The following is a 24,767-nucleotide window of genomic DNA, read 5'->3' as shown; positions in this document are numbered from 1 at the left end:
AGGCCTGCCATTTCAGAGGGCCGCCGCGCCCGGCCGCCCGAAGCGGCCGGCCCGCCCCCGGTAGGGGGTTGGCGAAGCGACACGAAGTGCGCGCAGCCTGGGGGCGAGCTAAAACACCTGGAGGCCGATCCAGTAGGCGATCGCGGCCACGAAGGCCGAGGCCGGGATCGTGAAGATCCAGGCCCACACGATGTTGCCGGCCACGCCCCAGCGCACGGCGCTCGCGCGCTGTGCCGAACCCACGCCGACGATCGCACCCGTGATGGTGTGCGTGGTCGAGACCGGAATGCCCAGCGCCGTGGCGAGGAACAGGGTCAGCGCCCCGCCCGTCTCGGCGCAGAAGCCGCCGACCGGTTTGAGCTTGGTGATCTTCTGGCCCATGGTCTTGACGATGCGCCAGCCGCCGAACATGGTGCCGAGCGCGATCGCCGCATAGCAGCTGCCGACGGTCCAGGCCGGCGGCGCCTCCGCGTTGCCAGCCGAATAGCCGGTCGCGATCAACAGCATCCAGATGATGCCGATGGTCTTCTGCGCATCATTGCCGCCGTGGCCCAGGCTGTAGGCGCCGGCCGAAACCAGCTGCAGCGTGCGGAACCACCGGTCCACGCGCGACGGCGTCGAACGCCGGAACGCCCAGGCGACCACGATCATCATCAGCGAGCCGAGCAGAAAACCCAGGAGCGGCGAAACGAAGATGAAGGCCACGGTCTTCCAGATCCCGGCGGCGATCAAGGCGCCCGAGCCGGCCTTGGCAATCACCGCGCCCACGATGCCGCCGATCAACGCGTGCGATGAGCTGCTGGGAATGCCGTAGTACCAGGTGAGGAAGTTCCAGCTGATGGCGCCGACGAGGGCGCCGAACACCACGTGCACATCGACGATGCCCGGCTGCACGATGCCCTTGCCGACGGTCGCCGCCACGCTCAGGTGGAAGACGAAGATCGCGACCAGGTTGAAGAAGGCCGCGAACACCACGGCGTGGCCGGGCTTGAGCACACCGGTCGATACGACCGTGGCGATCGAATTCGCCGCATCGTGAAAGCCGTTCATGAAGTCGAATGCGATGGCCAGCGCGACCAGCACCACCACCACCCAGAGGGCGACCTGCACCGTTGTCATTCGGAGCCCGCGCTCAGGAGTTCTCGAGGACGATGCCCTCGATCACGTTGGCGACGTCTTCGCACTTGTCGGTGATCGTCTCCAGCAGCTCGTAGATGGCCTTGAGCTTGATGACCTCGCGCACGTCCGGCTCTTCGCGGAACAGCTTGCTCATCGCGCTGCGCATCACGCGGTCGGCGTCGGACTCGAGCCGGTCGATTTCCTCGCAGGTCTTGAGCGTGGCCTCGGCGGTGGCCGGGTCGGTGATCTTGCCGAGGAACTTGACCGCGTCCTTCACTCGCTCGCAGCACTTCACGCTGAGCGTGGTCAGGCGCGTGATCTCCTCCGTCATGTGGCGCACGTCGTAGAGCGCCATGGTCTCGGCCGAGTCCTGGATCAGGTCGGCCACGTCGTCCATCGTGTTGATCAGCTTGTGGATCTGCTCGCGGTCGATCGGCGTGATGAAGGTCTTGTGGATCAACCGGTTGACGTCATGCGTCACGCGGTCGGCAGCGCGCTCGGCATTGTCGACATCGCGGTTGTACTGCTCGCGCAGATGCAGGTCGTTGTAGTTGGCGACGAGTTGCTCGAAGGCGCGCGCGGCTTCGACGATGCGGTCGGCGTGCTGATTGAACATCTCGAAAAAATTCCCCTCGCGGGGCAGCAGCTTGCCGAACATGGCGCTCTCCTGGATCTCGGCCACCACACTCATGTGACGCCATCGTGAAAAACCGCGCAAGTGTACTGGTCGGGCGCGCAGACGAGGGTCAGAGGCGCTCGATGCGCTGGTCGGCCACCTGGGCGAGCTGGGCCGGCGTAACCTGCTCCGGCGCGATCTCCGCCAGCGGCACGAGCACGAAGGCGCGCTCGCCCATGCGCGGATGCGGCAGCGTCAGCACCGCCGTGTCCATCACCACCTCGCCATGGCGCAGCAGATCGAGATCAAGGGTGCGCGGCGCATTGCGGTAGGGACGCTCGCGGCCCGCGCCGCTCTCGAGGCGCTGGAGCTCGGCCAGCAGCGCCGTCGGATCGAGTTCGGTCTCGAGTTCGACCACCGCATTGATGAAATCGGGCCCCAGGGCATCGACAGGCGCGCTGCGATAGAGCGAAGAGCGCGCCCCGACGCGTGTGCCGGGCAGCGCCGCCAGATCGTCCATCGCCTGCCTCACCGTCGCGCGCGCGTCGCCCAGGTTGGCGCCGATTGCGACGTAGGCCCGGCTCGCCGTCATTCGGCCGCGACGCTGCTGCCGGCTTCGCCGCCGCTGCGCGGCTTGCGCCTGCGGCGGCGCTTGCGCGGCGCGGCGGCAGCGACTTCACCGTCGGGCGGAAGCTGCGCCTCGTCGGCGGCGGGCGCCGGCGCACGCGCGGCAGGCACGCGCTGGCGGGGTCTCTTGTGCTGCTCGTCGCGCACCTGGTCCAAGAGGTCTTGGCGGCGCACCTCGTCGGCCGTGCTGAACTCCTGCCACCACTCGGCGATCGCTTCGCTGACCTCGCCGACGTCGGCGCGCAAGCGCATGAAGTCGAAGGCCGCACGAAAGCGCGCCTGCTCGACCAGGCTGTAGGGCGTGGCGCCCGTGCGCTTGTCGAAGCGCGGCTGCATCATCCAGATTTCGCGCATGTCGGCCGCCAGCTTGCCGCGGCCCGAGACGTCGCCGATGCGCGCATTGAACACGTCGTCGATCGCATCCTGCAGCGCCGGGAACGCGGCTTGCGCGCGCTGGCCGTGGCGGCCCTCGACGCGCTGGGCCCAGCCGTCGCGCACATCGGCCCACAGCACGCAGGCCAGGAGGAAGCTCGGCGCCACCGGCTTGCCTTCGCCGACGCGGCGGTCAGTGTCCTGCAGGGCGGCCTTCACGAAGGGCAGATCGGCACGCTCGACCACGACGTCGAGCAAGGGGTAGATGCCGGTCGTCAGCTCGAGCTTGCGCAACTGCGCGACGGTGGCGACGGCATGGCCGGTCTGCAGCAGCTTGAGCATCTCGTCGAACAGGCGGCTTTGCGGCACGTCGGCCAGGAGCTTGCTGGATTCGACCAGCGGCGCTGCCGTCTTGGGCTCGAGCTTGAAGCCGAGCGCTGCCAGCTTGGCCGAGAAGCGGATCGCGCGAATGATGCGCACCGGATCTTCGCGGTAGCGCGTGATCGGGTCGCCGATCATGCGCAGCGTGAGCTTCTTCGAGTCCTTGATGCCGTTGTGATAGTCGACCACGATCTCGCTCGCCGGGTCGTAGTACATCGCATTGACCGTGAAGTCGCGCCGCGCGGCGTCTTCTTCCTGCGGGCCCCAGACGTTGTCGCGCAGCACGCGGCCGCTGGCATCGACCGCGTGCTTCATGCCCGCGAGCTCGCCCTTGCTGGTGCGTTCGTTGCCAGCCACCTGCTCGGCACCGTTGCTGTCCATGTAGGCACGAAAGGTCGAGACCTCGATCACCTCGTGCTCGCGCCCGCGGCCGTACACCACGTGCACGATGCGAAAGCGCCGGCCGATGATGAAGGCGCGGCGAAACAGGCTTTTCACCTGCTCGGGCGTCGCGTTGGTCGCGACGTCGAAGTCCTTGGGGCGCAGGCCGAGCAGCAGGTCGCGCACCGCGCCGCCGACGACGTAGGCCTCATAGCCGGCATCCTGCAGCGTGGTGACGACGTTCTTGGCGCGCTCGTCGACCAGCGCCGGGTCGATGCCGTGCACCGAGGCGGGCACCTCCTGGCGCTTGCCGAAACGGGCCTTGCCGCCCTGTGCGGCATCGCCGGATTTGCCGAGGAGTTTGTCGATGAATTTCTTGATCATTGGAAAGCTTCGGCGCCTCTGGCGCCCTCATTCATTTTCGAGCATCGACCGGATCAGCGGGATCGTGATCGCGCGCTGGGTCTGCAAGGCATAGCCGTCGAGCTGCGCGAGCAGTTCCATCAGGCTGCCGAGATCGCGGCTGAAACGATGCAGCATGTAGTCGAGCACTTCGTCCGACAGCATCACGCCGCGGCTGTCCGCGGCCTGGCGCAGCACGGCGCGCCGCTCCGACTCGCCGAGCACCTGCAAGTGGAACACATGGCCCCAACCCAGGCGCGTGCGGAGGTCCTCGCGCAGCGGCAGATCGGCCGGCGGCACGGTGCCCGCCGCCACCACGCCCCGCTGCAGGCTCTGCGCATTGACGAACCAGTTGAAGGCGGCGTGCTGCTGGACCGCGGTGTAGAGATGCACGTCGTCGAACAGCACGGCACCCCAGCGTTCGTCGAACTCGGGCGGGTCCAGCAGCCCCGGATGCAGCCAGCCCACGCTCGCACCCTGCTCGCGCAAGGCGCCGCGCACGGCTTCGAGCAGATGCGTCTTGCCGCAGCCGCCCTCGCCCCACAGGTAGGTCGGCACCGGAGAATGCAGCGTGGTCGAGCGCGCGTCGCCGACCCACAGCGCCAGGTGCCGCAGCGCCGGCTCGTTCGGCCCGGCGAAGAAGCCCGCGAGCGTCGGACCGGTCGCAATGCCGATGTCGAGCGCGAGCTGCTTCATGCCATGGCCGCCGAGAGCGGCTGGGGTGGCGCGGATGACGCGAAAGAAGGGTTCATGGGACAGGGCATGGCGGCCCTTAAAATCGTGGCGAATTCTATCGGCCCGACTGCTTCGGTTGCCGGCGTCATTGTCCTCCTTCCTTTCGCCCCCTCCCTTCCTTCGTCCGGCCAGCCCATGAACTCCACCCCGCCCACCCCGCTCAGTTACAAGGATGCCGGCGTCGACATCGATGCCGGCGACGCGCTGGTCGACCGCATCAAGCCGCTGGCCAAAAAGACGATGCGCGAGGGCGTGCTGGCCGGCATCGGCGGTTTCGGCGCGCTGTTCGAAGTGCCCAAGCGCTACAAGGAGCCGGTGCTGGTGAGCGGCACCGACGGCGTGGGCACCAAGCTCAAGCTCGCCTTCGAATGGAACATGCACGACACCGTCGGCATCGACCTGGTGGCCATGAGCGTCAATGACGTGCTCGTCCAGGGTGCCGAGCCGCTCTTCTTCCTCGACTACTTCGCCTGCGGCAAGCTCGACGTCGACACCGCGGCCGCCGTGGTGGGCGGCATCGCCCGCGGATGCGAACTGAGCGGCTGTGCGCTGATCGGCGGCGAGACCGCCGAGATGCCCGGCATGTACCCGGCCGGCGAATACGATCTCGCAGGCTTCGCGGTCGGGGCGGTCGAGAAATCGTTGATCCTCACCGGCCAGAACGTGAAACCCGGCGACGTGGTGCTGGGCCTGGCGTCGGCAGGCGTGCACTCCAACGGCTTCAGCCTGGTGCGCAAGGTGATCGAGCGCGCAGGCACCGATCTGCCCGCAACGCTCGACGGCCAGCCCTTCCGCGAAGCCGTGATGGCGCCGACGCGGCTGTACGTGAAGCCGGTGCTGGCGGCACTGGCCAAGCATCCCGCTTCGACAGGCTCAGCACAGGGCATCAAAGCGCTGGCCCATATCACCGGCGGCGGCCTGCTCGAGAACATCCCGCGCGTGCTGCCCGATGGCACGGCGGCCCACCTCAGGAAAGGCAGCTGGCCGCAGACCGAGCTCTTCGCCTGGCTGCAGAAGGTGGCCGGCATCGACGACATCGAGATGAACCGCACCTTCAACAACGGCATCGGCATGGTGGTCGTGATCGATGCGGCCGAGGCCTCCGCCTGCGCGGCGACGCTGCGCGCCGCGGGCGAGACGGTGCACGAGATCGGCGTCATTGCCGAGCGTGGTACCGGCGCGGCCGTGGTCGTGGCCTGAGCGGCCTGCACCGCGTGAGCGATATTCCCTCCACGCCGTCATCGCGCGCGCTGCTGACGGCGAGCTACCTGCTGATCGCGGGCGCATTGCTGCTGATCATGTGGCAGGGCCTGCTGCCCGGCCTGCTGTGCGTGTGCATCGGTTTTCTGGGCACGCGCCGGATCGCTCGCGTGCTGGATGCCGGCCTGCGACGCTTCGTGCCCCTGCGGCCGCAGGGCCTGGCATCCGCCGTTCCCTCGTGGTCGCGCGTCATCGCCGCCACGCTGGTGATGCTGGCGCCGATCGGCCTGCTGAGCGTGGCTTTCTCCGAGGCGCGCGACTTTGTCCTCAACGCGCCGGAGCAGTACCAGGAACTGCTCGACTACATCGCGCGCACGGTGCTGGAGCTGCGCCTCAAGCTGCCGCCCGACATCGGCGCCTACCTGCCGGAAGGCGCGGCGGAGGTGCAGCGCGTCGTCGCCGGCTACCTGCGCGCGCAGGCCGGCGCGCTCGCGCTGACCGGCCGCGCCTGGCTGGGCGGGCTGCTCTTCGCCTACGTCGGCCTGATCGTCGGCGCGCTGGCTGCCGTTGCCGCCCATCCGCCCACGCGGCGCCCGCTGGCCGAGCAGTTGAGGCAGCGCATCACTCTTTTCGGCGAGGCCTTCGGCCAGATCGTGGCCGCGCAGTTCTGGATCGCGGCCTTCAACACCTTCCTGACCGCCCTCTTCCTCCTGTTCGTGCTGCCGACATGGGACCTGCGCCTGCCGTACACGCCGGCCTTGATCACGCTGACCTTCGTCGCCGGCCTGGTGCCGATCGTGGGCAACCTGCTGTGCAACGCGGTGATCACCGTGGTCGGTCTGTCGGTATCGCCGATCACCGCGCTGGCCTGCCTGGCCTTCCTGATCCTGATCCACAAGGCCGAGTACTTCATCAATGCCAAGGTGGTGGGCGCCCGCACGCAGATGGGCGTGTGGGAACTGCTGGCCGTGATGTTCGCGGCCGAGGCGGTGTTCGGCCCGGCGGGGCTGGTGGCGGCGCCGCTGTTCTATGCCTACCTCAAGAAGGAATTGCAGGCCGCCCGGCTCGTCTGAGTCGCATGTCCTGATTTGATCGATTCTTGTCCGGCGCAGCGCGGACGGAATGTCGGCAGCGGAGAAGAATAAGGCGCATCATCCACCCGTCTCCAGGAGATTGCCGCCATGAAAAGCTGTCTGATAGTGATCGATGCCCAGGAATCGTTTCGCCATCGCCCTTACTTCGCGCAACGCGACTATGTCCCCTACGTCGCGGCGCAGAACGCGTTGATCGAAGGCTGCACGGCGGCCGGCATCCCGATCGTTCGCATCTTCCACGTCGACGGCCCGGCCAGCGCAGGCAACCCCTTCGCGGTCGAATCGGGCCATGTGCGGCCGCTCACGGAACTGGCCGGCTTCGATGCCGCCGCGACCTTCACCAAGCACCGCCACAGCGCCCTGGTCAACAGCGGGCTCGACGTCTGGCTCACCGAGAAAGGCATAGGCCGGCTGATCGTGAGCGGCATCCGCACCGAACAATGCTGCGAGACCACGACGCGCCACGCCTCCGACCTGGGCTGGTCGGTCGACTACGTGCTCGATGCCACGCTGACTTTCGACATGACCCAGCCCGACGGCCGTCCGCTGTCCGCAGCCGACATCAAGGCACGCACGGCGACCGTGCTCGAAGGCCGTTTTGCCAAGATCTGCAGCGTCGAACAGGCGCTGGAGCGCGCGGGCGCCCTGGCCGTGGCCTGAGGCCGCGCGCACGATGAGCTTGCCCTCGATCCGGGTTGTCTTCGTGCTGTTGCCCCACAGCCTCGTGCTGGACTGGGCCGGCCCGGCCGAGGCCTTGCGCATCGCCAACCAGCAATTGCGCGCCAGCGGCCAGCCGGAGCGCTTCAAGATCGAATTCGCCTCTCCGGACCCGGCGGCGATCGGCTCGGTCGGCGTGACCCTCGCCGGCCTGTCGCCGCTGCCGGCGCAGTGGGACGGCCCGGCGTGGATCGTGCTCGTGGGACTGCCGGGCAACACGATCTCGACGGCGGGCCCGCAGGCGCAGGCCTTGCTGCAGTGGTTGCGCGGCCTGCGCTTCGAGCGCGGCCGGCTCGAGCTCGTCACGATCTGCGCCGGTGCCCTGCTCGCGGCCCACGCGGGTGCGCTCGCGGGCCGGCGCGCCACCACCCACCATCACCATCTGGACGAATTGCGCCAGGTGGAGCCGCGCTGCGAGGTGGTTGCCAACCGCGTGTTCGTGATCGACCCGCCGCTCTACAGCAGCGCCGGCGTGACGACCGGCATCGACCTGACGCTGCACCGGATCGCCGAAAGCTGCGGCGAAGCGCTCGCGGCGCAGGTCGCGCAGACCATGGTGGTGGCGCTGCGGCGCGGCCCGCACGATCCCGAGCTCTCGCCCTTCCTGGCCTACCGCAACCATCTGCATCCCGCGCTGCATCGCGTGCAGGATGCGGTGAGCGAGGAGCCGCAGGCAGATTGGAGCGTGCCGCGCATGGCCGACGTGGCCCACACCTCGGCGCGCCATCTCACGCGCCTGTTCGTGGAGCACGCGGGCGTGGCGCCGCTGGCCTATCTGCGCCGCCTGCGACTCGCGACGGCGCAGCTCGCGCTGCAGTCGGGCGCCAACGTCACGCGCGCGGCCGAACTCTCGGGCTTCGGCTCCGACACGCAACTGCGCCGGGCCTGGCGCCAGTTCGGTCTGGTGGGCTCGCCGTCGGAAGCACATCTGCTATCAAGACGATAGCGGCGTGCACTCATCCTGCGGGGTTTCGGCCGCCCTTGACGCTTCTGCCGGCACCTTGCCCTCAGGCTGCAGCCATTCGCGCGCATGGTCGCGCAACGCGTCGATCTGCAGCCAGATCAGCGTGAGCTCCGTGCGAACGAGGCGGGCGGCCTGGTCTGCCCCGTCGCTGGGGTCGATCGCCGTCGCGAGCGCCGCACGGACGGAGGACTCCGGGCCTGCGCCCGCCGCATCGGGCTCCCCCCTCTCCAGCCCGGCGGCCAAGGCATCAAGCGCCGCCGCTGCATCTTCGGCCGCTTCCCGCAGCACCGCTGCACGTTCCGCATCGGGCAGCGCAACGCGGTGCGCGCCGAGCGCCGAGAGATAGCTCAACAGCGTGTGCGACCGGATCAGGAATCGCAACGCCACGCCTGCGCGCGGCCGCACGTAGCCGGGCTCGCGGAACATGTCGGCCACCGCAGTCGAGAGCGCCGCGTCGGCGTTGTGGGCGTTGCGCCGCGCGAGCCGGTAGGCCAGGTCGTCGCGCGCGCCCGAGCGGTACTGCTGGACGATCTGTCGCAGGTAGCCGGCATGGTTGCGCATCGCAGTCGCGGCCAGCTCGTCGATGCGCCGCGCCTGCCAGTGCGGCAGCACCAGCAGCACGGCGAGCCCCGCAATGGCGCTGCCGATGGCCGTGTCGACCAGCCGCGGCGCGATCAGTCCATCGCCATCGCCCACCTGGTTGAAGCACATCAGCACCAGCAGCGTGATGGCCGCCGTGGCCAGCAGATAGCGGGTGGTGCGCGTGGCAAAAAACAGCACGCCGGCCACCACGGCCAGCAGCGACTGCAGCAGCGGCTGGGGAAACAGCTGCAGCAGCGCCCAGCCGACCACCACCCCGAGCGCGGTGCCTGCGATGCGCTGGCCCATGCGCGCCACGGTCTCGCTGTAGGTCTGCTGGCAGACGAACAGCGTGGTCAGGAGGATCCAGTAGCCCTGCGCCGGATGAATCAGCTGCATCACGCCGTAGCCGGCGGCAAGCGCGATCGCCAGCCGCAACGCGTGACGGAACAGCGCCGAGCGCGGCGTGAGTTGGCGCCGCACGCGCTCCATCACCTCGCGCCAAGAGCGCGGCGAGCGGTCGAACAAGCCCATGTCGGTGCGCCCCGCCTGGGCGGCCGGCTGACTCGCACCCGCAAGCTGCCCGTCGAGCTGCAAGAGGTTCCGTGCAAGCGCCTCGATCGAGGCCAGCAGCGCCAGTCGTTCCGGCGTGGTCGCGCGCTCGCGCTCTTGCTCGATCGCACTGCGCAGCTCCGCCAGCGCCTGCACCGTCCCGGCGTCGGCGACGAAGGGCTCGCGCCGGGTGATCGAACGGGCGAGGCGCTGGCAAGCCTGTCCCTGCAGGCCGAGCACGCGCTGGCAGCGGTACAGCAGGTCACTGTGGAAGAAGGCGTCGGCCAGCGCGTTGTAGTCGTCGTGCGACGAGCTCGCGCGCTCATGCACGTCCTGCGCGATCAGGTAGAGCCCGCGATAACGCGCGATGCGGCCGGTCGGTGCGCGGGCGCCGATCCGCCTGAAGATGCTTTCCTTGGCGGCATTCAGCTCGGCCACCACCTCGGCGTTGAGCTGCGCGAGCGAGAGCCGCTTGCGCTCGATGTCGATCCCGCGCAGCGGCTCGAACAGCGAGGCCTTGAAGCGCACGTAGTCGCCGAGCACCGAGAACAGTCTGATCAGGCGCTCCTGCACCGGCTGGGCCGGAAAGGCCGCGCACCAGAGCACCGAAAACACCCCGTACCAGGCCGCGCCGGCCAACAGCAGCACCGCCTCGGCCCAGTCTGCGGCGTCGCTCGCGGGCCGGTTGTCGATGCCGAGCATGGCGTACACCGCCAGGATGAGCGTCGCGAAGCCGATCGCCTTGTAGCGCGCCTCGACCGCGCCCAGCATCGTCAGGCAGAACGCCGCCAGCGCCAGAGCGGTGATGAACAGCAGGGGCTCGCCAATCAAGGCCTCGATCGCGAACGCCGCCGCTGCAAAGCAAACCAGCGTCACGACCTGGGCGCGAAATCGGCCGCGCCAGCTGTCATCGGTTTCGGCCAGCGCGCTCGCGATGGCGCCCAGGAACAGCGGGATCAACGCCTCGGGATGCCCGGTGAACTCGCACAGCGCCACCAGGCTGCCCAACGTGAGCAGCACCCGCAGCGGCTGCGCCCGGCCTGCGAATGCGCGAAGCCGCTGGCGAAAGGTGTAGCCTGCAAGTGAAATCATTGCCGTGGTCACGCATGATGCGTGCCACGGCACGGGCAGCTAAGGCAGGTAGCCGCAGAAGCGCAGCACGTGCCCGTCGGGCTCGCGGATCGCGAACTCCCGCAGGCCCCAGGGCTGCGACGCCACCGGTTCGATCACGTTGACGCCGCGCTTCAGGTAGGCGGCATGCAGTCCGTCGACATCCTGGCCGACATGGATCACGATCTCGCCGCGCCAGGGATCGGCTTCGCGCCGGCCGCATTGCCAAAGGCGGATGTAGACCGGGTCGCCGTAGCTGCGATCGCCTTTCTTCACGCGCGCATAGCTCGGCGGCTCGCCGGCGATGAAGTCGAGCTCGAAGCCCAGCACGTCGCAGAAGTAGCGCGCGGCGCGTGACGCATCGGCCACCGGCAGCACCGGCTGGATGCCGTGGAACTCGTGCCGCGTGCCGAGGTCGACCCCCGTGGCCTTGGCCTGGTCCATCAGTTCTCCGTCCGGCGCAGCGCAGCGACGCGCTCGGCGATCGCATCGATGTCGAGCGCGTCTTCGGCGTGCATCAAATAGGTTTCGAGGTCGCGCACCGCCAGTGCACTGTTGCCCTGCTCCGCATGCGCCAGGCCGCGGTCGCGGTACTCGCCCCAGGCTTCGGGAAACAGCGCCACCAGCCGGTCCTGCACTGCGATCGCACGCTGCCAGTCTTCCTGCGCGCGATGGATTTCTTTCAGGTTGCGCAGCATCCGGCCGATGATTTCGCGCGGCGAGGCCGGCTGCAGGTACAGGCCCAGCGGCACGTCGAAGTCGCCGACCAGGCCGTTGCTGCGCTTGTAGGGCTCGAGCCGCTCGCTGAGCTCTTCGCGCGAGAGCGACTTGCCGGTGAAGGGGTCGATCACCACCTGTCCCTTCGGCAGCGTGACCTTGAGCATGAAGTGGCCCGGAAAACCCACGCCCCGCGCCTGCAGGCCCAGGCCCTGCGCAAGCTCCATCCACAGCACGGCCAGCGAGATCGGGATGCCGCGGCGCGTGCGCAGCACGGCATTGAGGTAGCTGTTGTCGGGATCGTAGTAGTCGTTGACGTTGCCGCCGAAGCTCAGGTCATGAAAGAAGAACTGGTTGAGCGCCCGCAGGCGCTGCAGCGGCGCCGCGTCGGCGGGCAGGCGGCGCCTGAGCCGCGCGAGCAGCTGGTCGACGTCGCCCAGCACCTGTTGCACGTCGAGTTCGGGATATTCGTCCTGCGCCAGGCTGGCGGCCGCTTCGAGCAGGGGAAAGTGATCGTCGCTCTTGACAAGCGAGTCGAAGTACTCCAGAGCAGTCGGTGCCGAGAAGCTGAACGTCATGTGTCTTTGTAGAGGAGCGCGCGGAGAGCGTCAAGGCGGCTGCATGCGTCGCGTTTCAACGGCGCACAAAACTGCGCAACTTGACACCGACGAGCGCAAGCACCGCGAAATAGAGGAGCGCGGCACCCACGATCAGCGCCGCCAGCAGGCCGATGCGGCGCAGGCGCTCGGCCTGCAAACCGATCCAGTCGAAGTGCTGGGCGCCCCAGACCAGCAGCGCACCCAGCACCAGGGCGCCGGCCATCACCTGCAGCACGAACTTGCCCCAGCCCGGCTCGGGCTGGTAGTTGCCGCGCCGGATCAGGCCGACCAGCAGCCAGCTCGCGTTGATCAGCGCCCCGATGCCGATCGTCAGTGTCAGCGCCGCATGCTGCAGCACCGGCACGAGGACGATGTTGAGCAGTTGCGTGAGCACCAGCACCACCACGGCGATCAGCATCGGCGTGCGCGTGTCGTGCTTGGCGTAGTAGCCCGGCGCCAGCACCTTGATCGCCACCAGGCCGACCAGGCCGACCCCGTAGCCCATGAGCGCCATGCTGGTTCGCTGCACGTGCAACTCGTTGAAGGCGCCGTTGTGGAACAGCACAGCGACCAGAGGCTTGGAGAAAACAAGCAGGGCCAACGCGCAGGGCACCGAGAGCAGTACCACGAGGCGCAGGCCCCAGTCGAGCATAGACGAATAGCGCACGTCATCCTTGGCGGCACGCGCGCCTGCGAGCTGCGGCATCAGCACCACGCCCAGCGCCACGCCCAGCATGGCGGTCGGGAATTCCATCAGGCGATCGGCGTTGGTGACCCAGCTGACACTGCCGGTCGCCAGATGAGACGCGATCTGTGTGTTGATGAGCAGCGAGATCTGCGCCACGCTGACGCCGACCAGCGCCGGCAGCATCAGCTTGGTGATCTTGCGCGTCGTCGGATCGGCCCAGGCCGCACGGATCGCCGTCATGCTGGCACCGATGCGCGGCATCATGCCGAGCCCGCGCAGGGCCGGTATCTGCAGCGCCAGTTGCAGCACCCCGCCCACCATCACGCCCACGCACTGGGCATAGATCGGCTCGATACCGAGCCGCCGGAACCACGGCGCGCCGAGCACGATCGACAGGATCAGCGCCACGTTCAGCAACACCGGCGACGCCGCCGGCACCACGAACTTGCGCCAGGTGTTGAGAATGCCGCCGGCCAGCGCGACCAGCGACATGAAACCGATGTAGGGAAACATCCACCGCGTCATGACGACCGCGGCATCGAAGCCCTGCGGATTCTGTTTGAGGCCGCTGGCCATGGCCCAGACCATCAGCGGCGCCGCAATCACCCCGGCCGCGCAGACGACGACCAAAGTCCAGGTCAGGAGCGTCGCCACGTGATCCACCAGTTCCTTGGCGCCCTCTTCGCCGCGCTCCGTCTTGCTGGCGGCCAGCACCGGCACGAAAGCCTGGCTGAAGGCGCCTTCGCCGAACACGCGCCGGAACAGGTTGGGGATGCGAAAGGCGACGTAGAAGGCGTCGGTCATCGCGCTGACGCCGAACACCGAGGTCATGAGCACGTCGCGGACGAGCCCCGTGACCCGGGAGGCGAGCGTCAGCAGGGAGACGGTGGAGGCGGATTTGAACAGGGACACGGGCGGAAGTGTATGTGGCCGCGCGTGCTCTTCCGGGCCTGCAGGACGGCCTCGGGCTCCTCGCCTATAATGGAGGGCTTTGCTGCATCATCCTCAGACACCTAAGGAACACATCCATGGCATCCGCCAAGCCCAAGAAAAAGAACCCGCGCCTCGCGTCGGGCCGTAAACGCGTCCGCCAGGACGTCAAGCTCAACGCCGCGAACACCTCGCTGCGCTCCAAATACCGTACCGCCGTGAAGAATGTCGAAAAGGCGGTGCTCGCCGGCGACAAGACCAAGGCGGCAGAACTCTTCGCGAAGGCCCAGAGCATCGTCGACACCGTCGCCGACAAGGGCATCTTCCACAAGAACAAGGCCGCTCGCGACAAGAGCCGCCTCGCGGCCAAGGTCAAGACCCTGGCCCTCGCCCCTGAAAAGGCCGCCGCCTGACGTCATCAGGCATTAAGCCCGGACCGGTTTTCAGCCAGTCCGCCGTTTGATCGGGGTGCGCTGCAGCAAAGTGACAAAACCGCCTTCGGGCGGTTTTTTCATGTCCGGCCGCCTTCGGGCGGTTCTTCATGGGCGACCGGTTTTGGCATCCGGCACCAGGCAAGCCTCCACCACTTGCAGCCCGTTGTCCCTGGCGAAATTCATCACGAAGTCCCAGGCCATCACCTCGGCCTCGCGCAGTTCGCTGCTGACCACCACGCACTTGATGCCATTGATGACCGTCGGCACGCACCAGGGCGAGTAGTTCAGATGACTCCCGGGCTGGGGCCCGCCCGGGCGGAACGAACACATCACGCCCGCCAGTCGCTCCGCCCAGTCGCTCGGGCGAAATGTCCGGCCATCTTGGGTGATGCCCTGGATGAAAACTTCTTTGGCGGAGGGGGAAACCATCGGTCGGCGAGCGGGAAACGCGCACTTGTGCTGCGCTGCACAACGATTCTATCCGGCGGTCCCGCGAGCGACACCTGCGAGGGCATTGCTGTGATGCTCAATCCTCAACGATGCTGTCAAAGGGCACGCCTAGAATCCGCGTTCCCTTTTCCGGAGATCGTATGAGCGCCACTGCCGCCCCCTCGTCGCCCCACGTCATGAACACCTACGGCCGCCTGCCGATCGCGCTGTCGCACGGCCAGGGCTGCCGAGTGTGGGACACCGAAGGCCGCGCCTACCTCGACGGCCTGGGCGGGATTGCCGTCAACACGCTGGGCCACAACCACCCCGAGCTGGTGCCCGCGCTGCAGGACCAGATCGCCAAGCTGATCCACAGCTCCAACTACTACCACGTGCCCGGCCAGGAACAGCTGGCGACCAAGCTGACCGAGCTCTCGGGCCTCACCAACGCCTTCTTCTGCTCCACCGGGCTGGAGGCCAACGAGGCCGCGCTCAAGCTGGCGCGCAAGTTCGGCCATGACAAGGGGATCGAGCGCCCCGAGATCGTGGTCTACGAGGCCGCCTTCCACGGCCGCAGCATCGCCACGCTGTCGGCCACCGGCAATCCCAAGGTGCAGAAGGGCTTCGGCCCGCTGGTCGAAGGTTTCATCCGCGTGCCGCTCAACGACATCGAAGCGCTCAAGAAGGCGACCGAAGGCAATCCGAACGTGGTGGCCGTGTTCTTCGAAACCATCCAGGGCGAAGGCGGCATCCACCCGATGCGCTGGGAGTACCTGCGCCAGGTGCGCGCGCTCTGCGACGAGCGCGACTGGCTCATGATGATCGACGAGGTTCAGTGCGGCATGGGCCGCACCGGCAAGTGGTTCGCGCACCAGTGGGCGGACATCTTGCCGGACGTGATGCCGCTGGCCAAGGGCCTCGGCTCGGGCGTGCCGATCGGCGCCGTCGTCGCAGGTCCGCGCGCCGCCAACCTGTTCGGCCCGGGCAACCATGGCACGACCTTCGGCGGCAATCCGCTCGCGATGCGCGCCGGCATCGAGACCATCCGGATCATGGAAGAGCACAAGCTGCTCGAGAACGCAGCCAATGTCGGTGCGCATCTCAAGGCCGCGCTGGAGCGCGAGCTGGGCGGCCTGGCGGGCGTGACGGAAATCCGCGGCCAGGGCCTGATGCTCGGCATCGAGCTCGACCGGCCCTGCGGCGTGATCCTCAACCGCGCCTGCGATGCCGGCCTGCTGCTCAGCGTGACGGCCGACAGCGTGATCCGCCTGGTGCCGCCGCTGATCCTCAGCATCGCCGAAGCGGACGAGATCGTCGCGATCCTGGCGCCGATCGTGAAAGCCTTCCTCGCGGAGCCTCGGCCATGAGCGACAAGACACCCGCCATCCGGCACTACCTGCAGTTTTCCGACTTCACGGCCGACGAGTACGCGCACGTCTTCGCGCGTGCCGCGCTGATCAAGAAGAAGTTCAAGGCCTACGAGAAGCACCAGCCGCTGGTCGATCGCACGCTGGCCATGATCTTCGAGAAGGCCTCGACCCGCACCCGCGTGAGCTTCGAGGCCGGCATGTACCAGTTGGGCGGCAGCGTGGTGCACCTGACCACCGGCGACAGCCAGCTCGGCCGCGCCGAGCCGATCGAGGACAGCGCCAAGGTCATCAGCCGCATGGTCGACCTGGTGATGATCCGCACCTACGAGCAGACCAAGATCGAGGCCTTCGCGGCGCATTCGCGCGTGCCGGTGATCAACGGCCTCACCAACGAATTCCACCCCTGCCAGATCCTGGCCGACATCTTCACCTTCATCGAGCACCGTGGCTCGATCGCCGGCAAGACGGTGGCCTGGGTCGGCGACGGCAACAACATGGCCAACACCTGGCTGCAAGCCAGCGAGATTCTCGGCTTCAAGGTGCATGTGAGCACGCCCAGCGGCTACGAGGTCGACCAGTCGATCGCCGGCATCCGCTCGGCCGACAGCTACAAGGTGTTCAAGGACCCGATGGAAGCCTGCCGCGGTGCCGACCTGGTGACCACCGACGTCTGGACCAGCATGGGGTACGAGGCCGAGAACGAAGCGCGCCGCGCGGCCTTTGCCGAATGGTGCGTCGACGAAGAGATGATGCGCGTCGCCCATCCCGACGCCCTCTTCATGCACTGCCTGCCAGCGCACCGCGGCGAGGAAGTCCAGGCCGAAGTGATCGACGGCCCGCAATCGGTGGTGTGGGACGAAGCCGAGAACCGGCTGCATGCGCAGAAGGCGCTGATGGAGTTCCTGCTGCTCGGCCGGCAGACGGGCTGAGCTCGCGCCGGTGTTTTCATTCTGTTGGAAATAACCGACACCACGACCCCGTTCGCGGCGCTAACTTTGCGCCATGAACCAACGCATCTGGGATATCTCGCCACCGGTGCATGAAGGCGCGCCGGTGTTTCCCGGCGACACGCCTTACCGCCAGCGCTGGGCGGCCACCATCGGGCCGGGCTGTCCGGTCAACGTCAGCGAAATCACGCTCTCGCCGCATGTCGGCGCGCATGCCGATGCGCCGCTGCACTACGACCCGGCGGGCGCGACCATCGGCGACGTCGATCTCTCCCCTTACCTCGGCCCCTGCCGCGTGATCCATGCGATCGAGTGCGGGCCCCTGATCGAGTGGGAGCACCTCGCTCACGCCGCCGACAACCTGCCGCCGCGCGTGCTGGTGCGCACCTACCGGCACGCACCCATCGACCGCTGGGACGGCGCGCTCGCCGCCTACGCGCCCGCCACCATCGAGCGCCTGGCCGCGCTGGGCGTGAAGCTGATCGGCATCGACACCGCCAGCATCGATCCGGCCGAGAGCAAGACGCTAGCCAGCCACCAGGTCATCCGCCGCCTCGGCCTGCGCGTGCTCGAAAACCTCGTGCTCGACGCCGTGCCCGAAGGCGACTACGAACTCATCGCGCTGCCGCTCAAGCTTGTGACGGCCGATGCCTCCCCTGTCCGCGCCGTGCTGCGCGAACTCACACCTACCCAACCATGACCCTCGACGATTGCCAGCGCCTCGACGCGCAAGACCCCCTCGCCGCCCTGCGCGACCTGTTCATCCTGCCCGAGGACGTGATCTACCTCGACGGCAACTCACTGGGCGTGCTGCCCAAGGCCGCGCCGGCGCGCGTCGCCGAGGTCGTCGCCAAGGAATGGGGCGAAGGCCTGATCCGCTCCTGGAACAGCGCCAGCTGGATCGACCTGCCGCAGCGCCTCGGCGACAAGCTGGCGCGCCTGATCGGCGCGGCGCCCGGCGAGGTGGTGTGCACCGATGGCACCTCGGTCAATCTCTACAAGGTGCTGTTCGCGGCGCTGTCGCAGATGAAGGCGAGCGGCCGCCAGGTCGTGATCAGCGAACGCAGCAATTTCCCGACCGACCTCTACATCGCCGAGTCGCTGTGCCGCGAGCGCGGCTTCACCTTGAAGCTGATCGAGGCCGGCGAGCTGCCCGCGGCACTGACCGCCGAAGTGGCGGTGCTGATGCTCACGCACGTGAACTACCGAACCGGCGCGATGCACGACATGAAGGCGCTCACGGCCGCGGCCCACGCGGCCGGCGCGCTCACGGTGTGGGACCTCGCGCACAGCGCGGGCGCGGTGCCGGTGGCGCTCAACGACAGCGAGGCCGATTTCGCGATCGGCTGCGGCTACAAGTACTTGAACGGCGGCCCGGGCGCACCGGCCTTCGTCTGGGTGCATGCACGGCATGCGAGCCGCTTCGAGCAGCCTCTGTCGGGCTGGTTCGGCCATGCGGCGCCCTTCGAATTCACGCCGCACTACCGGCCGGCGCCAGGCGTGACGCGCTATCTGTGCGGTACCCAGCCCATCATCGCCCTGTCCGCACTCGAATGCGGGCTCGACACGGTACTGGCCGCCGAGCCTTTCGACGGCGATCAGGGCAGCATGGCGGCGCTGCGCACCAAGTCGCTGGCGTTGACCGACGCCTTCATCGCCCTGGTGGAAGAACGCTGCCCAGGCCGCTTCACGCTGGTCACGCCGCGCGCGCATGCGCAGCGCGGTTCGCAGGTGTGCCTCGCACTCAGCGACAACGAGCCCGGTGCCTACGCCATCGTGCAGGCGCTGATCGCGCGCGGCGTGATCGGCGACTTCCGCGCCGCCCATTCGACGAGCTCAGGGCAATCGGAGGACAGGGACATCCTGCGCTTTGGCTTCACGCCCCTGTACCTCGGCTTCGAAGACGTGTGGAATGCCGTCGAGCACCTGGTGCAGGTCCTGGAGCGCGAGGAATGGAAGCGCCCTGAGTTCAACCAGAAACTCGCGGTGACCTAGAGAGGGACGCACATGAGCACCGAAAAGATCGTCCACGACGAAAAGGCGCAGCTGGACTTCAGCGCCTCGATGAGCTACAGCGACTACCTGAGCCTCGACAGCATCCTCAACGCCCAGCATCCGCGCTCGCCGGCGCACGACGAGCTGCTCTTCATCGTGCAGCACCAGACCAGCGAGCTGTGGATGAAGCTCATGCTGCACGAGCTGCGCGCCGCGATCCGCTGCGTCGCAGAGGACGACCTGTCCAGCGCCTTCAAGATGCTGGCGCGCGTCTCGCGCATCATGGAGCAGCTGGTGCACGCCTGGGACGTGCTGGCCACCATGACGCCGCCCGAGTACAGCGCGATGCGGCCCTACCTGGGCAGCTCCAGCGGCTTCCAGAGCTGGCAGTACCGCTGCATCGAGTTCGCGCTCGGTAACAAGAACGCCGCCATGCTCAAGCCCCATGCGCACCGCCCCGAGCTGCTGGCCGAGGTCGAGGCGGCGTGGCGCGCACCCTCGCTCTACGACGAGGCGCTGCGCTTGCTGGCACGCCGCGGGCTGGACATTCCGGCCGACCACCTCGAGCGCGACTGGACCAAGCCTTATGAACTCAGCGACGGCGTCGAGCAAGCCTGGCTCGTGGCCTACCGCAACCCGAAGGCTCACTGGGACATTTACCAGCTCGGTGAGGAACTGACCGACCTCGAAGACGCCTTCCGCCTCTGGCGCTTCCGCCACGTGACCACGGTCGAGCGCGTGATCGGCTTCAAACGTGGCACGGGCGGCACCGGCGGGGTAAGCTACCTGCGCAAGATGCTCGATGTGGTGCTGTTCCCGGAGATCTGGAAATTGCGTACCGACCTGTAGCGCCGCCGCCGAGCTCGACAACGATCAAGGAGACGACGATGAGCAGCGATTTCTTTGCCGACGACGAGTTGAGCCAGCTGCGCGAGCACGGCATCGTGCTCTTTGCCGAGCGCGTGATCTTCGATGCCCGGCCGCCGATTCCCTTCGAGCAGATCGCCACGGTACAGGCCCTGTGCGCCGGGCCGATCCCGCCCGAACTCGTCGCGCTCTGGCAGCAAACGGCGGGCGGGCGCATCGACTACGACCTCCACCTGCGCATGAACGGCAACGAAGAGGCCGTCAGCTGGAGCGAGCTGTTCTGGAACGGCAGCGACGGCTACCACGACCTGCAGGGCTGGATCGATCACGAACGGCAAGTGGCGGAGGAAGCCGCCAAGGCGGGCGACCAAGCCTGGGACGGCAAGCTCACCGCCCTGCCCTTCGGCGGCTTCGAATACAGCGACCGCATCTACGCCGTGGTCGAGCCCGGCGCGGACTACGGCCATATCTTGGCGTGGAAGCAGGGCCTCCCCGAGGCCTGGGCGCACGCGCTGCACGAGGATGGATTGACGACCGTCGGGCACGATCTGTACGCAGCCTTTGCCGTGCTGCACCTGGACGAAGACCCGCTCGAACCGGCCGGCGACTACTTCACCGGGCAAGCACTGCTCGAATACCTCGACGAGCGTCACGAAGCGCACGGCCTGTCCCTGGAGCTGATGGACAAGCTGGTCGCGTTCTACCGCCGCGCCACGGTCGACTGGAAGACACCGCTGGCCGATGGCACGCTGGGCCAGGACGGCCCGCTCTCGCGCATCGCATTGCGTCATGCGGTCGCCACCGACGATGCCGCGCTGGTCGAACGGCTGGCGGCGGCCGGCGTGGCGCTCGACGGCCCGCTGCAGGGCAGCGCGATCGCCACCGACCTGGCGCTGAGCCACGGTGCCCATGCTGCAGCGGCCGCGCTGGTGCGCGCCGGTGCGCCGGTGGCGCTGGACGCGCTCGACTACATCGACAGCGCGGTCTCGCCCGAACTCGTCACCCTGCTGCTCGATCACGGCGCCCAACCGAGCGCCACCGCGATCGCAGAGTGCGTGGCTTGCGGCGCGCCGGCCGCCGCACGACTCATCGCCGCTGCCTACGGCCAGGCCCACGATGACCTGCCCGCGGCTTTCGAATCGGTCAGGAACGGGATGCTCGCCGAGCTCGAGACCTCGCTGGCCGAGGTGCGCACCGGCAAGGTCAGCCACTATCTGGGCGCGCACGGTCTGGCCGAGCGTGTCGACCATTTACAAAGCTTCGCGCTCTGATTCAAGCCCGGTAGAGCCAGGGCACGTCGAGCAGCCGCGCGCCGAGCAGTCGCAGGGCCGCATCGCGCCCCACGCGCACCAGGCCGGTGGCATGAAAGATCTCGCCGTTGCGCCGCGCCCGCGCCTGAACCTGGGCGTTGCGCTCCCAGCGCGCGGCCGCGTAGCGCGCCAGCGCGGCCGGCACTGCCGCCGAATCGCCTCCATCGAGTGCACCAGCCAGCGCCACCGCGTCCTCGATCGCCATGCCGGCGCCCTGCGCCAGGTAGGGCAGCATCGGATGCGCCGCATCGCCGGCCAGGGCCACGCGTTCGCCGGCCATCTGCTCGGGCCCGGTGAGCGGCGGCCGGTCGCTGAGCGTCCATGCGCCCCATGAAGGCATCGCTTCCAGCAGCGCCTGGAGGCCGGCGCAGGTTCGGCCGGTCGCCGCCTGCAGCGCAGCCAGGCTGCTCGCCTGGTCCCAATCGCGCGCATCGCCGGCCGGCGCGGCCTCGGCCAGCACCACGACATTGAGCGCATCGCCGCGGCGCACCGGGTAAGCCACCGCATGCAGCCGCGGCCCGAGCCAGACGCCGATCTGCGTGCTGCGCAGCGCCGCAGGCAGCGCCGATTGCTCGACCAACGCACGCCAGGCCGTGTGGCCGGTCGCGCGCGGCGGCGGCGAATCCTCCACCACGCGCGAACGCACCGCGCTCCAGAGGCCGTCGGCGCCGATCAGCGCATCGCCCTCCCAGGCCCGCGCATCCGCACTCGACACGCAGACCGCACCGGCACGCGCCACCGCCTGGTCGACGCGCGTGCCGGTGTTGAGCGTGACGGCGCCGCTCCCGCGCACGGCAGCCAGCAGCAGCGCATGCAGGTCGGCGCGGTGCACGCAAAGATAAGGGGAGTCATAGCTTCGCAGCATCGCATTGCCGAGCGGCAGGCGGGCGATCTCCAGGCCGCTGGTCGCGCTGCGCACCACCAGCGCCTCGGGCCGCGCCGCGATGCGCACGAGCGGCTCCCACACGCCCAGCGACTGCAGCCGGCGCGTGACGTTGGGGCCGAGCTGGATGCCGGCACCGACCTCGCCGAAAGCCACGGCCTGTTCGAACAGGTCGATGCGGTGGCTGCGGCGAGCCAGCGCGAGCGCGCTCGCCAGACCCGCAATGCCCCCGCCTGCGATCAGGATGTGAGCGGCCGGCATGCCCCGCTCAATGCGCGCGCGTCGCTGGCTTTGCGCGATCCGGCGCTGCCGAAGGACTGCTCTTGGTGGTGCCGCAACTGCCGCAGCTGTCGCACGAGCCGCAGCCCGAGCTCTTGGCCAGCGACTCGGCCAACTGCCGTGCCTGCTCCCCATCGACCAGGCCCGCGCGCTGCGTGCCCGACGCGAGCCTCGCCGCCGCGGCGTGGCGCCAGCCGGCGGGCATCCAACGCCAGACCGCATAGATCGCGGCCAGCGCGACGATCAGCCCGACGATGATTTCTTGTGTCATCTCATCCTCCTAGAGCGAGGGCCACACGGTAGGTGATCCAGCACGCAATGTAGGCGAGCGCGAACAAATAGCCGGCCATGATCCACACGTAGCGCCACGAACCGGTCTCGCGCTTGACCGCGGCCAGCGTCGAGATGCACTGCGGCGCGAACACGTACCAGACCAGGAGCGACAGCGCCGTGGCGAGCGACCAGCTGCCGGCGATCAGCGGCTCCAGCTGGCCCGCGACGTCGTCGCCGGTGGCCGACAGCGCATACACCGTGCCGAGCGCACCCACCGCCACCTCGCGCGCCGCCATGCCCGGCACCAGCGCGATCGAGATCTGCCAGTTGAAGCCGATGGGCGCGAAGATGTGCTCCAGCCCGCGGCCGATCATGCCCGCGAGGCTGTACTGGATCGCCGGCCCGGTCGCGCCCTCGGTCGGCGACGGGAAGGTCGAGAGGAACCACAGCAGGATCGTGAGCGTGAGGATGATCGTGCCCACGCGCTGGATGAAGATCCACGCCCGTTCATAAAGGCCCAGCGCCAGGTTGCGCAGGTTGGGCCAGCGGTAGGCCGGCAGTTCCATCATCAGCGGCGAATGCTGCCGGCTGTCGCGGAAGCGTTTCATCACCCAGGCCACGGCCATCGCCGAGGCGATGCCGAACACGTAAAGCGCGAACAGCACCACGCCTTGCAGGTTGAACACGCCGCCCACGGTGCGCGCCGGGATGAAGGCCGCGATCAGCAGCGCATAGACCGGCAGCCGCGCCGAGCAGGTCATCAGCGGCGCGATCATGATCGTGGTGAGCCGGTCGCGCCAGTTGCTGATGGTGCGCGTGGCCATCACCCCCGGAATGGCGCAGGCGAAGCTCGACAGCAGCGGAATGAAGGAGCGGCCCGACAGGCCCACAGTGCCCATCACGCGGTCGAGCAGGAAGGCCGCGCGCGGCAGGTAGCCGGAGTCTTCCAGGGCGAGGATGAACAGGAACAGGATCAGGATCTGCGGCAGGAATACGATCACGCCGCCCACGCCGGCGATGATGCCGTCGACCAGCAGGCTCTGCAGCATGCCCTCGGGCACGAAGCGCTTGATGAGCTCGCCGAAGGCGGCGGTTGCATCCTTGATCGCGTCCATCGGCACGTTGGCCCAGCTGAACACGGCCTGGAACATCAGGAACAGCGTGACGGCGAGCACCAGCATGCCCCACACCGGATGCATCACCACGCGGTCGATGCGGTCGCTGGCGGCCAGGCTGCCGACCGGCTCGCGCACCGCCACGCCGAGGATGCGGCGCACCTCGCGCTGCGTGGCGAGCACGTCGTCGAGCCCCGGCGCCTGCCAGGGCTGGGGCGCCGCGACCGCCACCGGCGAATCGAGCGCCTCGAGCAGGCCCTTGGCGCCGCCGGCATGCACGCCGACGGTCTCGATCACCGGCACGCCGAGCTCGCGCGAAAGCAGCGCGACATCGACCACGATGCCCTGCTTCTTCGCCATGTCGGTCATGTTCAGCGCCACCACCATCGGCAGGCCCAGGCGCTTGGCCTCGAGCACCAGCCGCAGGTTGAGCCGCAGGTTGGTGGCGTCGGTCACGCACACCAGCAGATCGGGCAGCGCCTCCTGGCTCCTGCCGGTGACCACGTCGCGCGTCACGGCCTCGTCGGCCGACAGCGCATTGAGGCTGTAGGCGCCCGGCAGGTCGAGCACGAACACGCGCCGGCCGGCGGCGGTGCGCAGCAGGCCTTCCTTGCGCTCGACCGTCACGCCGGCGTAATTGGCCACTTTCTGGCGGCTGCCCGTCAGCAGATTGAACAGCGCCGTCTTGCCGCAGTTGGGATTGCCCAGGAGCGCGATGCGGCCCGGCGGCGCCGACGAGACAGCGGCGCCGGGCTGGAAGTTCAGCGTCGCTTCAACCATGCTGCGCGGCTCCCGGCATCACGCGGATGAACGAGGCCTCGTGGCGGCGCAGCGCGAAGGTGGTGTGGCCCAGGCGCACGGCCAGCGGCTCGCGGCCCGGCACGCCATTGGCAACGATGCGCACCGCCTCGCCGGGCACGAAGCCGATCTCGGTCAGGCGCAGCACCAGCTCCCGGCCTTCCGCTTCATCGGGCCGAAGCACATCGAGCACGGTCGCCCACTGGTTGCTGGGAAGCTGATCGAGGCTGATGGCGGCCAAGGCCGCGCCGTTCGTGGTGGTCACCCGCGGAATCCAATTGTCA

At 68.4% G+C, this 24,767-nt stretch carries 25 protein-coding genes; 11 read left to right on the top strand and 14 right to left on the bottom strand.

Features of this window, described 5'->3' with window-relative positions:
* Nucleotides 1-108: 108 nt before the first annotated feature.
* From ACSQ9A_RS07535 to hda, 5 genes are all read right to left on the bottom strand, one after another.
* Entirely contained in the window at nt 109-1,119 is a 1,011-nt protein-coding gene (locus ACSQ9A_RS07535; protein ID WP_436303192.1) for an anion permease, read from the bottom strand.
* A 13-nt stretch (nt 1,120-1,132) separates the two neighbouring features.
* Nucleotides 1,133-1,777 (bottom strand): DUF47 domain-containing protein, encoded by a 645-nt coding sequence (locus ACSQ9A_RS07530; RefSeq protein WP_093106846.1) that lies wholly within the window; start codon nt 1,775-1,777, stop codon nt 1,133-1,135.
* Between the two features lie 88 nt (nt 1,778-1,865).
* A complete protein-coding gene (folK, locus tag ACSQ9A_RS07525) occupies nt 1,866-2,327 on the bottom strand; it encodes a 2-amino-4-hydroxy-6-hydroxymethyldihydropteridine diphosphokinase (protein ID WP_436292631.1) in 462 nt (153 codons plus the stop codon).
* Complete coding sequence (gene pcnB / locus ACSQ9A_RS07520; RefSeq protein WP_436303191.1) at nt 2,324-3,880, bottom strand: polynucleotide adenylyltransferase PcnB; 1,557 nt, start codon at nt 3,878-3,880, stop codon at nt 2,324-2,326. Before pcnB ends, folK begins: the two co-directional genes overlap by 4 nt.
* Nucleotides 3,881-3,907: 27 nt before the next feature.
* Nucleotides 3,908-4,594: a DnaA regulatory inactivator Hda gene (gene hda, locus ACSQ9A_RS07515; RefSeq protein ID WP_093106434.1), complete on the bottom strand. Its 687-nt coding sequence runs from the start codon at nt 4,592-4,594 to the stop codon at nt 3,908-3,910.
* Between the two features lie 174 nt (nt 4,595-4,768).
* Here hda and purM point away from each other — a divergent pair, with 174 nt between their 5' ends.
* The 4 genes from purM (at nt 4,769) to ACSQ9A_RS07495 (ending at nt 8,590) form a co-directional block, all read left to right on the top strand.
* The gene (purM, locus tag ACSQ9A_RS07510; RefSeq protein WP_093106437.1) at nt 4,769-5,833 is read left to right on the top strand and encodes a phosphoribosylformylglycinamidine cyclo-ligase; all 1,065 of its coding nucleotides are present in this window, start codon (nt 4,769-4,771) and stop codon (nt 5,831-5,833) included.
* Nucleotides 5,834-5,931: 98 nt separating this feature from the next.
* Nucleotides 5,932-6,906: an AI-2E family transporter gene (locus ACSQ9A_RS07505; RefSeq protein WP_436306272.1), complete on the top strand. Its 975-nt coding sequence runs from the start codon at nt 5,932-5,934 to the stop codon at nt 6,904-6,906.
* A gap of 108 nt (nt 6,907-7,014) precedes the next feature.
* Nucleotides 7,015-7,587, top strand: a complete 573-nt coding sequence (locus ACSQ9A_RS07500; RefSeq protein WP_436303190.1) for an isochorismatase family protein — start codon at nt 7,015-7,017, stop codon at nt 7,585-7,587.
* Nucleotides 7,588-7,600: 13 nt separating this feature from the next.
* Complete coding sequence (locus tag ACSQ9A_RS07495; protein WP_436303189.1) at nt 7,601-8,590, top strand: GlxA family transcriptional regulator; 990 nt, start codon at nt 7,601-7,603, stop codon at nt 8,588-8,590.
* Here ACSQ9A_RS07495 and yccS read toward each other — a convergent pair.
* Genes yccS through murJ form a run of 4 tightly spaced genes read right to left on the bottom strand, consistent with a single transcriptional unit; the run spans nt 8,579 to nt 13,765 of the window.
* The gene (gene yccS / locus ACSQ9A_RS07490; RefSeq protein ID WP_436303188.1) at nt 8,579-10,831 is read right to left on the bottom strand and encodes a YccS family putative transporter; all 2,253 of its coding nucleotides are present in this window, start codon (nt 10,829-10,831) and stop codon (nt 8,579-8,581) included. The two genes, ACSQ9A_RS07495 and yccS, sit on opposite strands and share 12 nt — an antisense overlap.
* A gap of 39 nt (nt 10,832-10,870) precedes the next feature.
* The gene (locus ACSQ9A_RS07485) at nt 10,871-11,293 is read right to left on the bottom strand and encodes a bleomycin resistance protein (RefSeq protein WP_093106447.1); all 423 of its coding nucleotides are present in this window, start codon (nt 11,291-11,293) and stop codon (nt 10,871-10,873) included.
* Nucleotides 11,293-12,144 (bottom strand): SirB1 family protein, encoded by an 852-nt coding sequence (locus ACSQ9A_RS07480; protein WP_093106450.1) that lies wholly within the window; start codon nt 12,142-12,144, stop codon nt 11,293-11,295. Before ACSQ9A_RS07480 ends, ACSQ9A_RS07485 begins: the two co-directional genes overlap by 1 nt.
* Before the next feature lie 55 nt (nt 12,145-12,199).
* Nucleotides 12,200-13,765, bottom strand: a complete 1,566-nt coding sequence (gene murJ / locus ACSQ9A_RS07475; protein WP_436303187.1) for a murein biosynthesis integral membrane protein MurJ — start codon at nt 13,763-13,765, stop codon at nt 12,200-12,202.
* Between the two features lie 116 nt (nt 13,766-13,881).
* Between murJ and rpsT the strand changes: the two genes are divergently transcribed.
* Complete coding sequence (gene rpsT / locus ACSQ9A_RS07470; RefSeq protein ID WP_093106455.1) at nt 13,882-14,196, top strand: 30S ribosomal protein S20; 315 nt, start codon at nt 13,882-13,884, stop codon at nt 14,194-14,196.
* Between the two features lie 126 nt (nt 14,197-14,322).
* Here rpsT and ACSQ9A_RS07465 read toward each other — a convergent pair whose 3' ends face one another.
* Nucleotides 14,323-14,646: a DUF3579 domain-containing protein gene (locus tag ACSQ9A_RS07465; RefSeq protein WP_093106458.1), complete on the bottom strand. Its 324-nt coding sequence runs from the start codon at nt 14,644-14,646 to the stop codon at nt 14,323-14,325.
* Nucleotides 14,647-14,807: 161 nt separating this feature from the next.
* On the opposite strand from ACSQ9A_RS07465, the gene ACSQ9A_RS07460 reads away from it, so the two are divergent.
* From ACSQ9A_RS07460 to ACSQ9A_RS07435, 6 genes are all read left to right on the top strand, one after another.
* Entirely contained in the window at nt 14,808-16,013 is a 1,206-nt protein-coding gene (locus tag ACSQ9A_RS07460; protein WP_093106459.1) for an aspartate aminotransferase family protein, read from the top strand.
* Nucleotides 16,010-16,945, top strand: a complete 936-nt coding sequence (gene argF, locus ACSQ9A_RS07455; protein ID WP_436303186.1) for an ornithine carbamoyltransferase — start codon at nt 16,010-16,012, stop codon at nt 16,943-16,945. Before ACSQ9A_RS07460 ends, argF begins: the two co-directional genes overlap by 4 nt.
* A 73-nt stretch (nt 16,946-17,018) precedes the next feature.
* Entirely contained in the window at nt 17,019-17,663 is a 645-nt protein-coding gene (gene kynB, locus ACSQ9A_RS07450; RefSeq protein WP_093106463.1) for an arylformamidase, read from the top strand.
* On the top strand, nt 17,660-18,958 hold the full coding sequence (kynU, locus tag ACSQ9A_RS07445; protein WP_436292626.1) for a kynureninase: 1,299 nt from the start codon (nt 17,660-17,662) through the stop codon (nt 18,956-18,958). The genes kynB and kynU overlap by 4 nt, the downstream gene beginning before the upstream one ends.
* Before the next feature lie 12 nt (nt 18,959-18,970).
* A complete protein-coding gene (kynA, locus tag ACSQ9A_RS07440; RefSeq protein WP_093106468.1) occupies nt 18,971-19,807 on the top strand; it encodes a tryptophan 2,3-dioxygenase in 837 nt (278 codons plus the stop codon).
* Between the two features lie 38 nt (nt 19,808-19,845).
* Complete coding sequence (locus ACSQ9A_RS07435) at nt 19,846-21,096, top strand: SMI1/KNR4 family protein (protein ID WP_436303185.1); 1,251 nt, start codon at nt 19,846-19,848, stop codon at nt 21,094-21,096.
* 1 nt (nt 21,097) lies between these two features.
* On the opposite strand, the gene ACSQ9A_RS07430 is transcribed toward ACSQ9A_RS07435, so the two are convergent.
* Genes ACSQ9A_RS07430 through ACSQ9A_RS07415 form a run of 4 tightly spaced genes read right to left on the bottom strand, consistent with a single transcriptional unit; the run spans nt 21,098 to nt 24,748 of the window.
* Nucleotides 21,098-22,279 (bottom strand): FAD-dependent monooxygenase, encoded by a 1,182-nt coding sequence (locus ACSQ9A_RS07430; RefSeq protein WP_436303184.1) that lies wholly within the window; start codon nt 22,277-22,279, stop codon nt 21,098-21,100.
* 7 nt (nt 22,280-22,286) lie between these two features.
* The gene (locus tag ACSQ9A_RS07425; RefSeq protein WP_436303183.1) at nt 22,287-22,568 is read right to left on the bottom strand and encodes a DUF6587 family protein; all 282 of its coding nucleotides are present in this window, start codon (nt 22,566-22,568) and stop codon (nt 22,287-22,289) included.
* Between the two features lies 1 nt (nt 22,569).
* A complete protein-coding gene (feoB, locus tag ACSQ9A_RS07420; protein WP_436303182.1) occupies nt 22,570-24,465 on the bottom strand; it encodes a ferrous iron transporter B in 1,896 nt (631 codons plus the stop codon).
* The gene (locus ACSQ9A_RS07415) at nt 24,458-24,748 is read right to left on the bottom strand and encodes a FeoA family protein (RefSeq protein ID WP_436292622.1); all 291 of its coding nucleotides are present in this window, start codon (nt 24,746-24,748) and stop codon (nt 24,458-24,460) included. Before ACSQ9A_RS07415 ends, feoB begins: the two co-directional genes overlap by 8 nt.
* Nucleotides 24,749-24,767: the final 19 nt, after the last annotated feature.

Origin of the sequence: Variovorax sp. LjRoot290, from assembly GCF_964253985.1 — a bacterium.
GTDB lineage: Bacteria > Pseudomonadota > Gammaproteobacteria > Burkholderiales > Burkholderiaceae_C > Variovorax.
Note: the sequence above shows the minus strand (reverse complement) of the source record. Positions and strands in the feature narration are given on the sequence as shown.

Coding starts and splice junctions, on each gene's coding strand:
- ACSQ9A_RS07535 (WP_436303192.1), bottom strand. CDS start 1,119: ATGACAACGGTGCAGGTCGCCCTCTGGGTGGTGGTGGTGCTGGTCGCG.
- ACSQ9A_RS07530 (WP_093106846.1), bottom strand. CDS start 1,777: ATGTTCGGCAAGCTGCTGCCCCGCGAGGGGAATTTTTTCGAGATGTTC.
- folK (WP_436292631.1), bottom strand. CDS start 2,327: ATGACGGCGAGCCGGGCCTACGTCGCAATCGGCGCCAACCTGGGCGAC.
- pcnB (WP_436303191.1), bottom strand. CDS start 3,880: ATGATCAAGAAATTCATCGACAAACTCCTCGGCAAATCCGGCGATGCC.
- hda (WP_093106434.1), bottom strand. CDS start 4,594: ATGAAGCAGCTCGCGCTCGACATCGGCATTGCGACCGGTCCGACGCTC.
- purM (WP_093106437.1), top strand. CDS start 4,769: ATGAACTCCACCCCGCCCACCCCGCTCAGTTACAAGGATGCCGGCGTC.
- ACSQ9A_RS07505 (WP_436306272.1), top strand. CDS start 5,932: ATGTGGCAGGGCCTGCTGCCCGGCCTGCTGTGCGTGTGCATCGGTTTT.
- ACSQ9A_RS07500 (WP_436303190.1), top strand. CDS start 7,015: ATGAAAAGCTGTCTGATAGTGATCGATGCCCAGGAATCGTTTCGCCAT.
- ACSQ9A_RS07495 (WP_436303189.1), top strand. CDS start 7,601: ATGAGCTTGCCCTCGATCCGGGTTGTCTTCGTGCTGTTGCCCCACAGC.
- yccS (WP_436303188.1), bottom strand. CDS start 10,831: ATGATTTCACTTGCAGGCTACACCTTTCGCCAGCGGCTTCGCGCATTC.
- ACSQ9A_RS07485 (WP_093106447.1), bottom strand. CDS start 11,293: ATGGACCAGGCCAAGGCCACGGGGGTCGACCTCGGCACGCGGCACGAG.
- ACSQ9A_RS07480 (WP_093106450.1), bottom strand. CDS start 12,144: ATGACGTTCAGCTTCTCGGCACCGACTGCTCTGGAGTACTTCGACTCG.
- rpsT (WP_093106455.1), top strand. CDS start 13,882: ATGGCATCCGCCAAGCCCAAGAAAAAGAACCCGCGCCTCGCGTCGGGC.
- ACSQ9A_RS07465 (WP_093106458.1), bottom strand. CDS start 14,646: ATGGTTTCCCCCTCCGCCAAAGAAGTTTTCATCCAGGGCATCACCCAA.
- ACSQ9A_RS07460 (WP_093106459.1), top strand. CDS start 14,808: ATGAGCGCCACTGCCGCCCCCTCGTCGCCCCACGTCATGAACACCTAC.
- argF (WP_436303186.1), top strand. CDS start 16,010: ATGAGCGACAAGACACCCGCCATCCGGCACTACCTGCAGTTTTCCGAC.
- kynB (WP_093106463.1), top strand. CDS start 17,019: ATGAACCAACGCATCTGGGATATCTCGCCACCGGTGCATGAAGGCGCG.
- kynU (WP_436292626.1), top strand. CDS start 17,660: ATGACCCTCGACGATTGCCAGCGCCTCGACGCGCAAGACCCCCTCGCC.
- kynA (WP_093106468.1), top strand. CDS start 18,971: ATGAGCACCGAAAAGATCGTCCACGACGAAAAGGCGCAGCTGGACTTC.
- ACSQ9A_RS07435 (WP_436303185.1), top strand. CDS start 19,846: ATGAGCAGCGATTTCTTTGCCGACGACGAGTTGAGCCAGCTGCGCGAG.
- ACSQ9A_RS07430 (WP_436303184.1), bottom strand. CDS start 22,279: ATGCCGGCCGCTCACATCCTGATCGCAGGCGGGGGCATTGCGGGTCTG.
- ACSQ9A_RS07425 (WP_436303183.1), bottom strand. CDS start 22,568: ATGACACAAGAAATCATCGTCGGGCTGATCGTCGCGCTGGCCGCGATC.
- feoB (WP_436303182.1), bottom strand. CDS start 24,465: ATGGTTGAAGCGACGCTGAACTTCCAGCCCGGCGCCGCTGTCTCGTCG.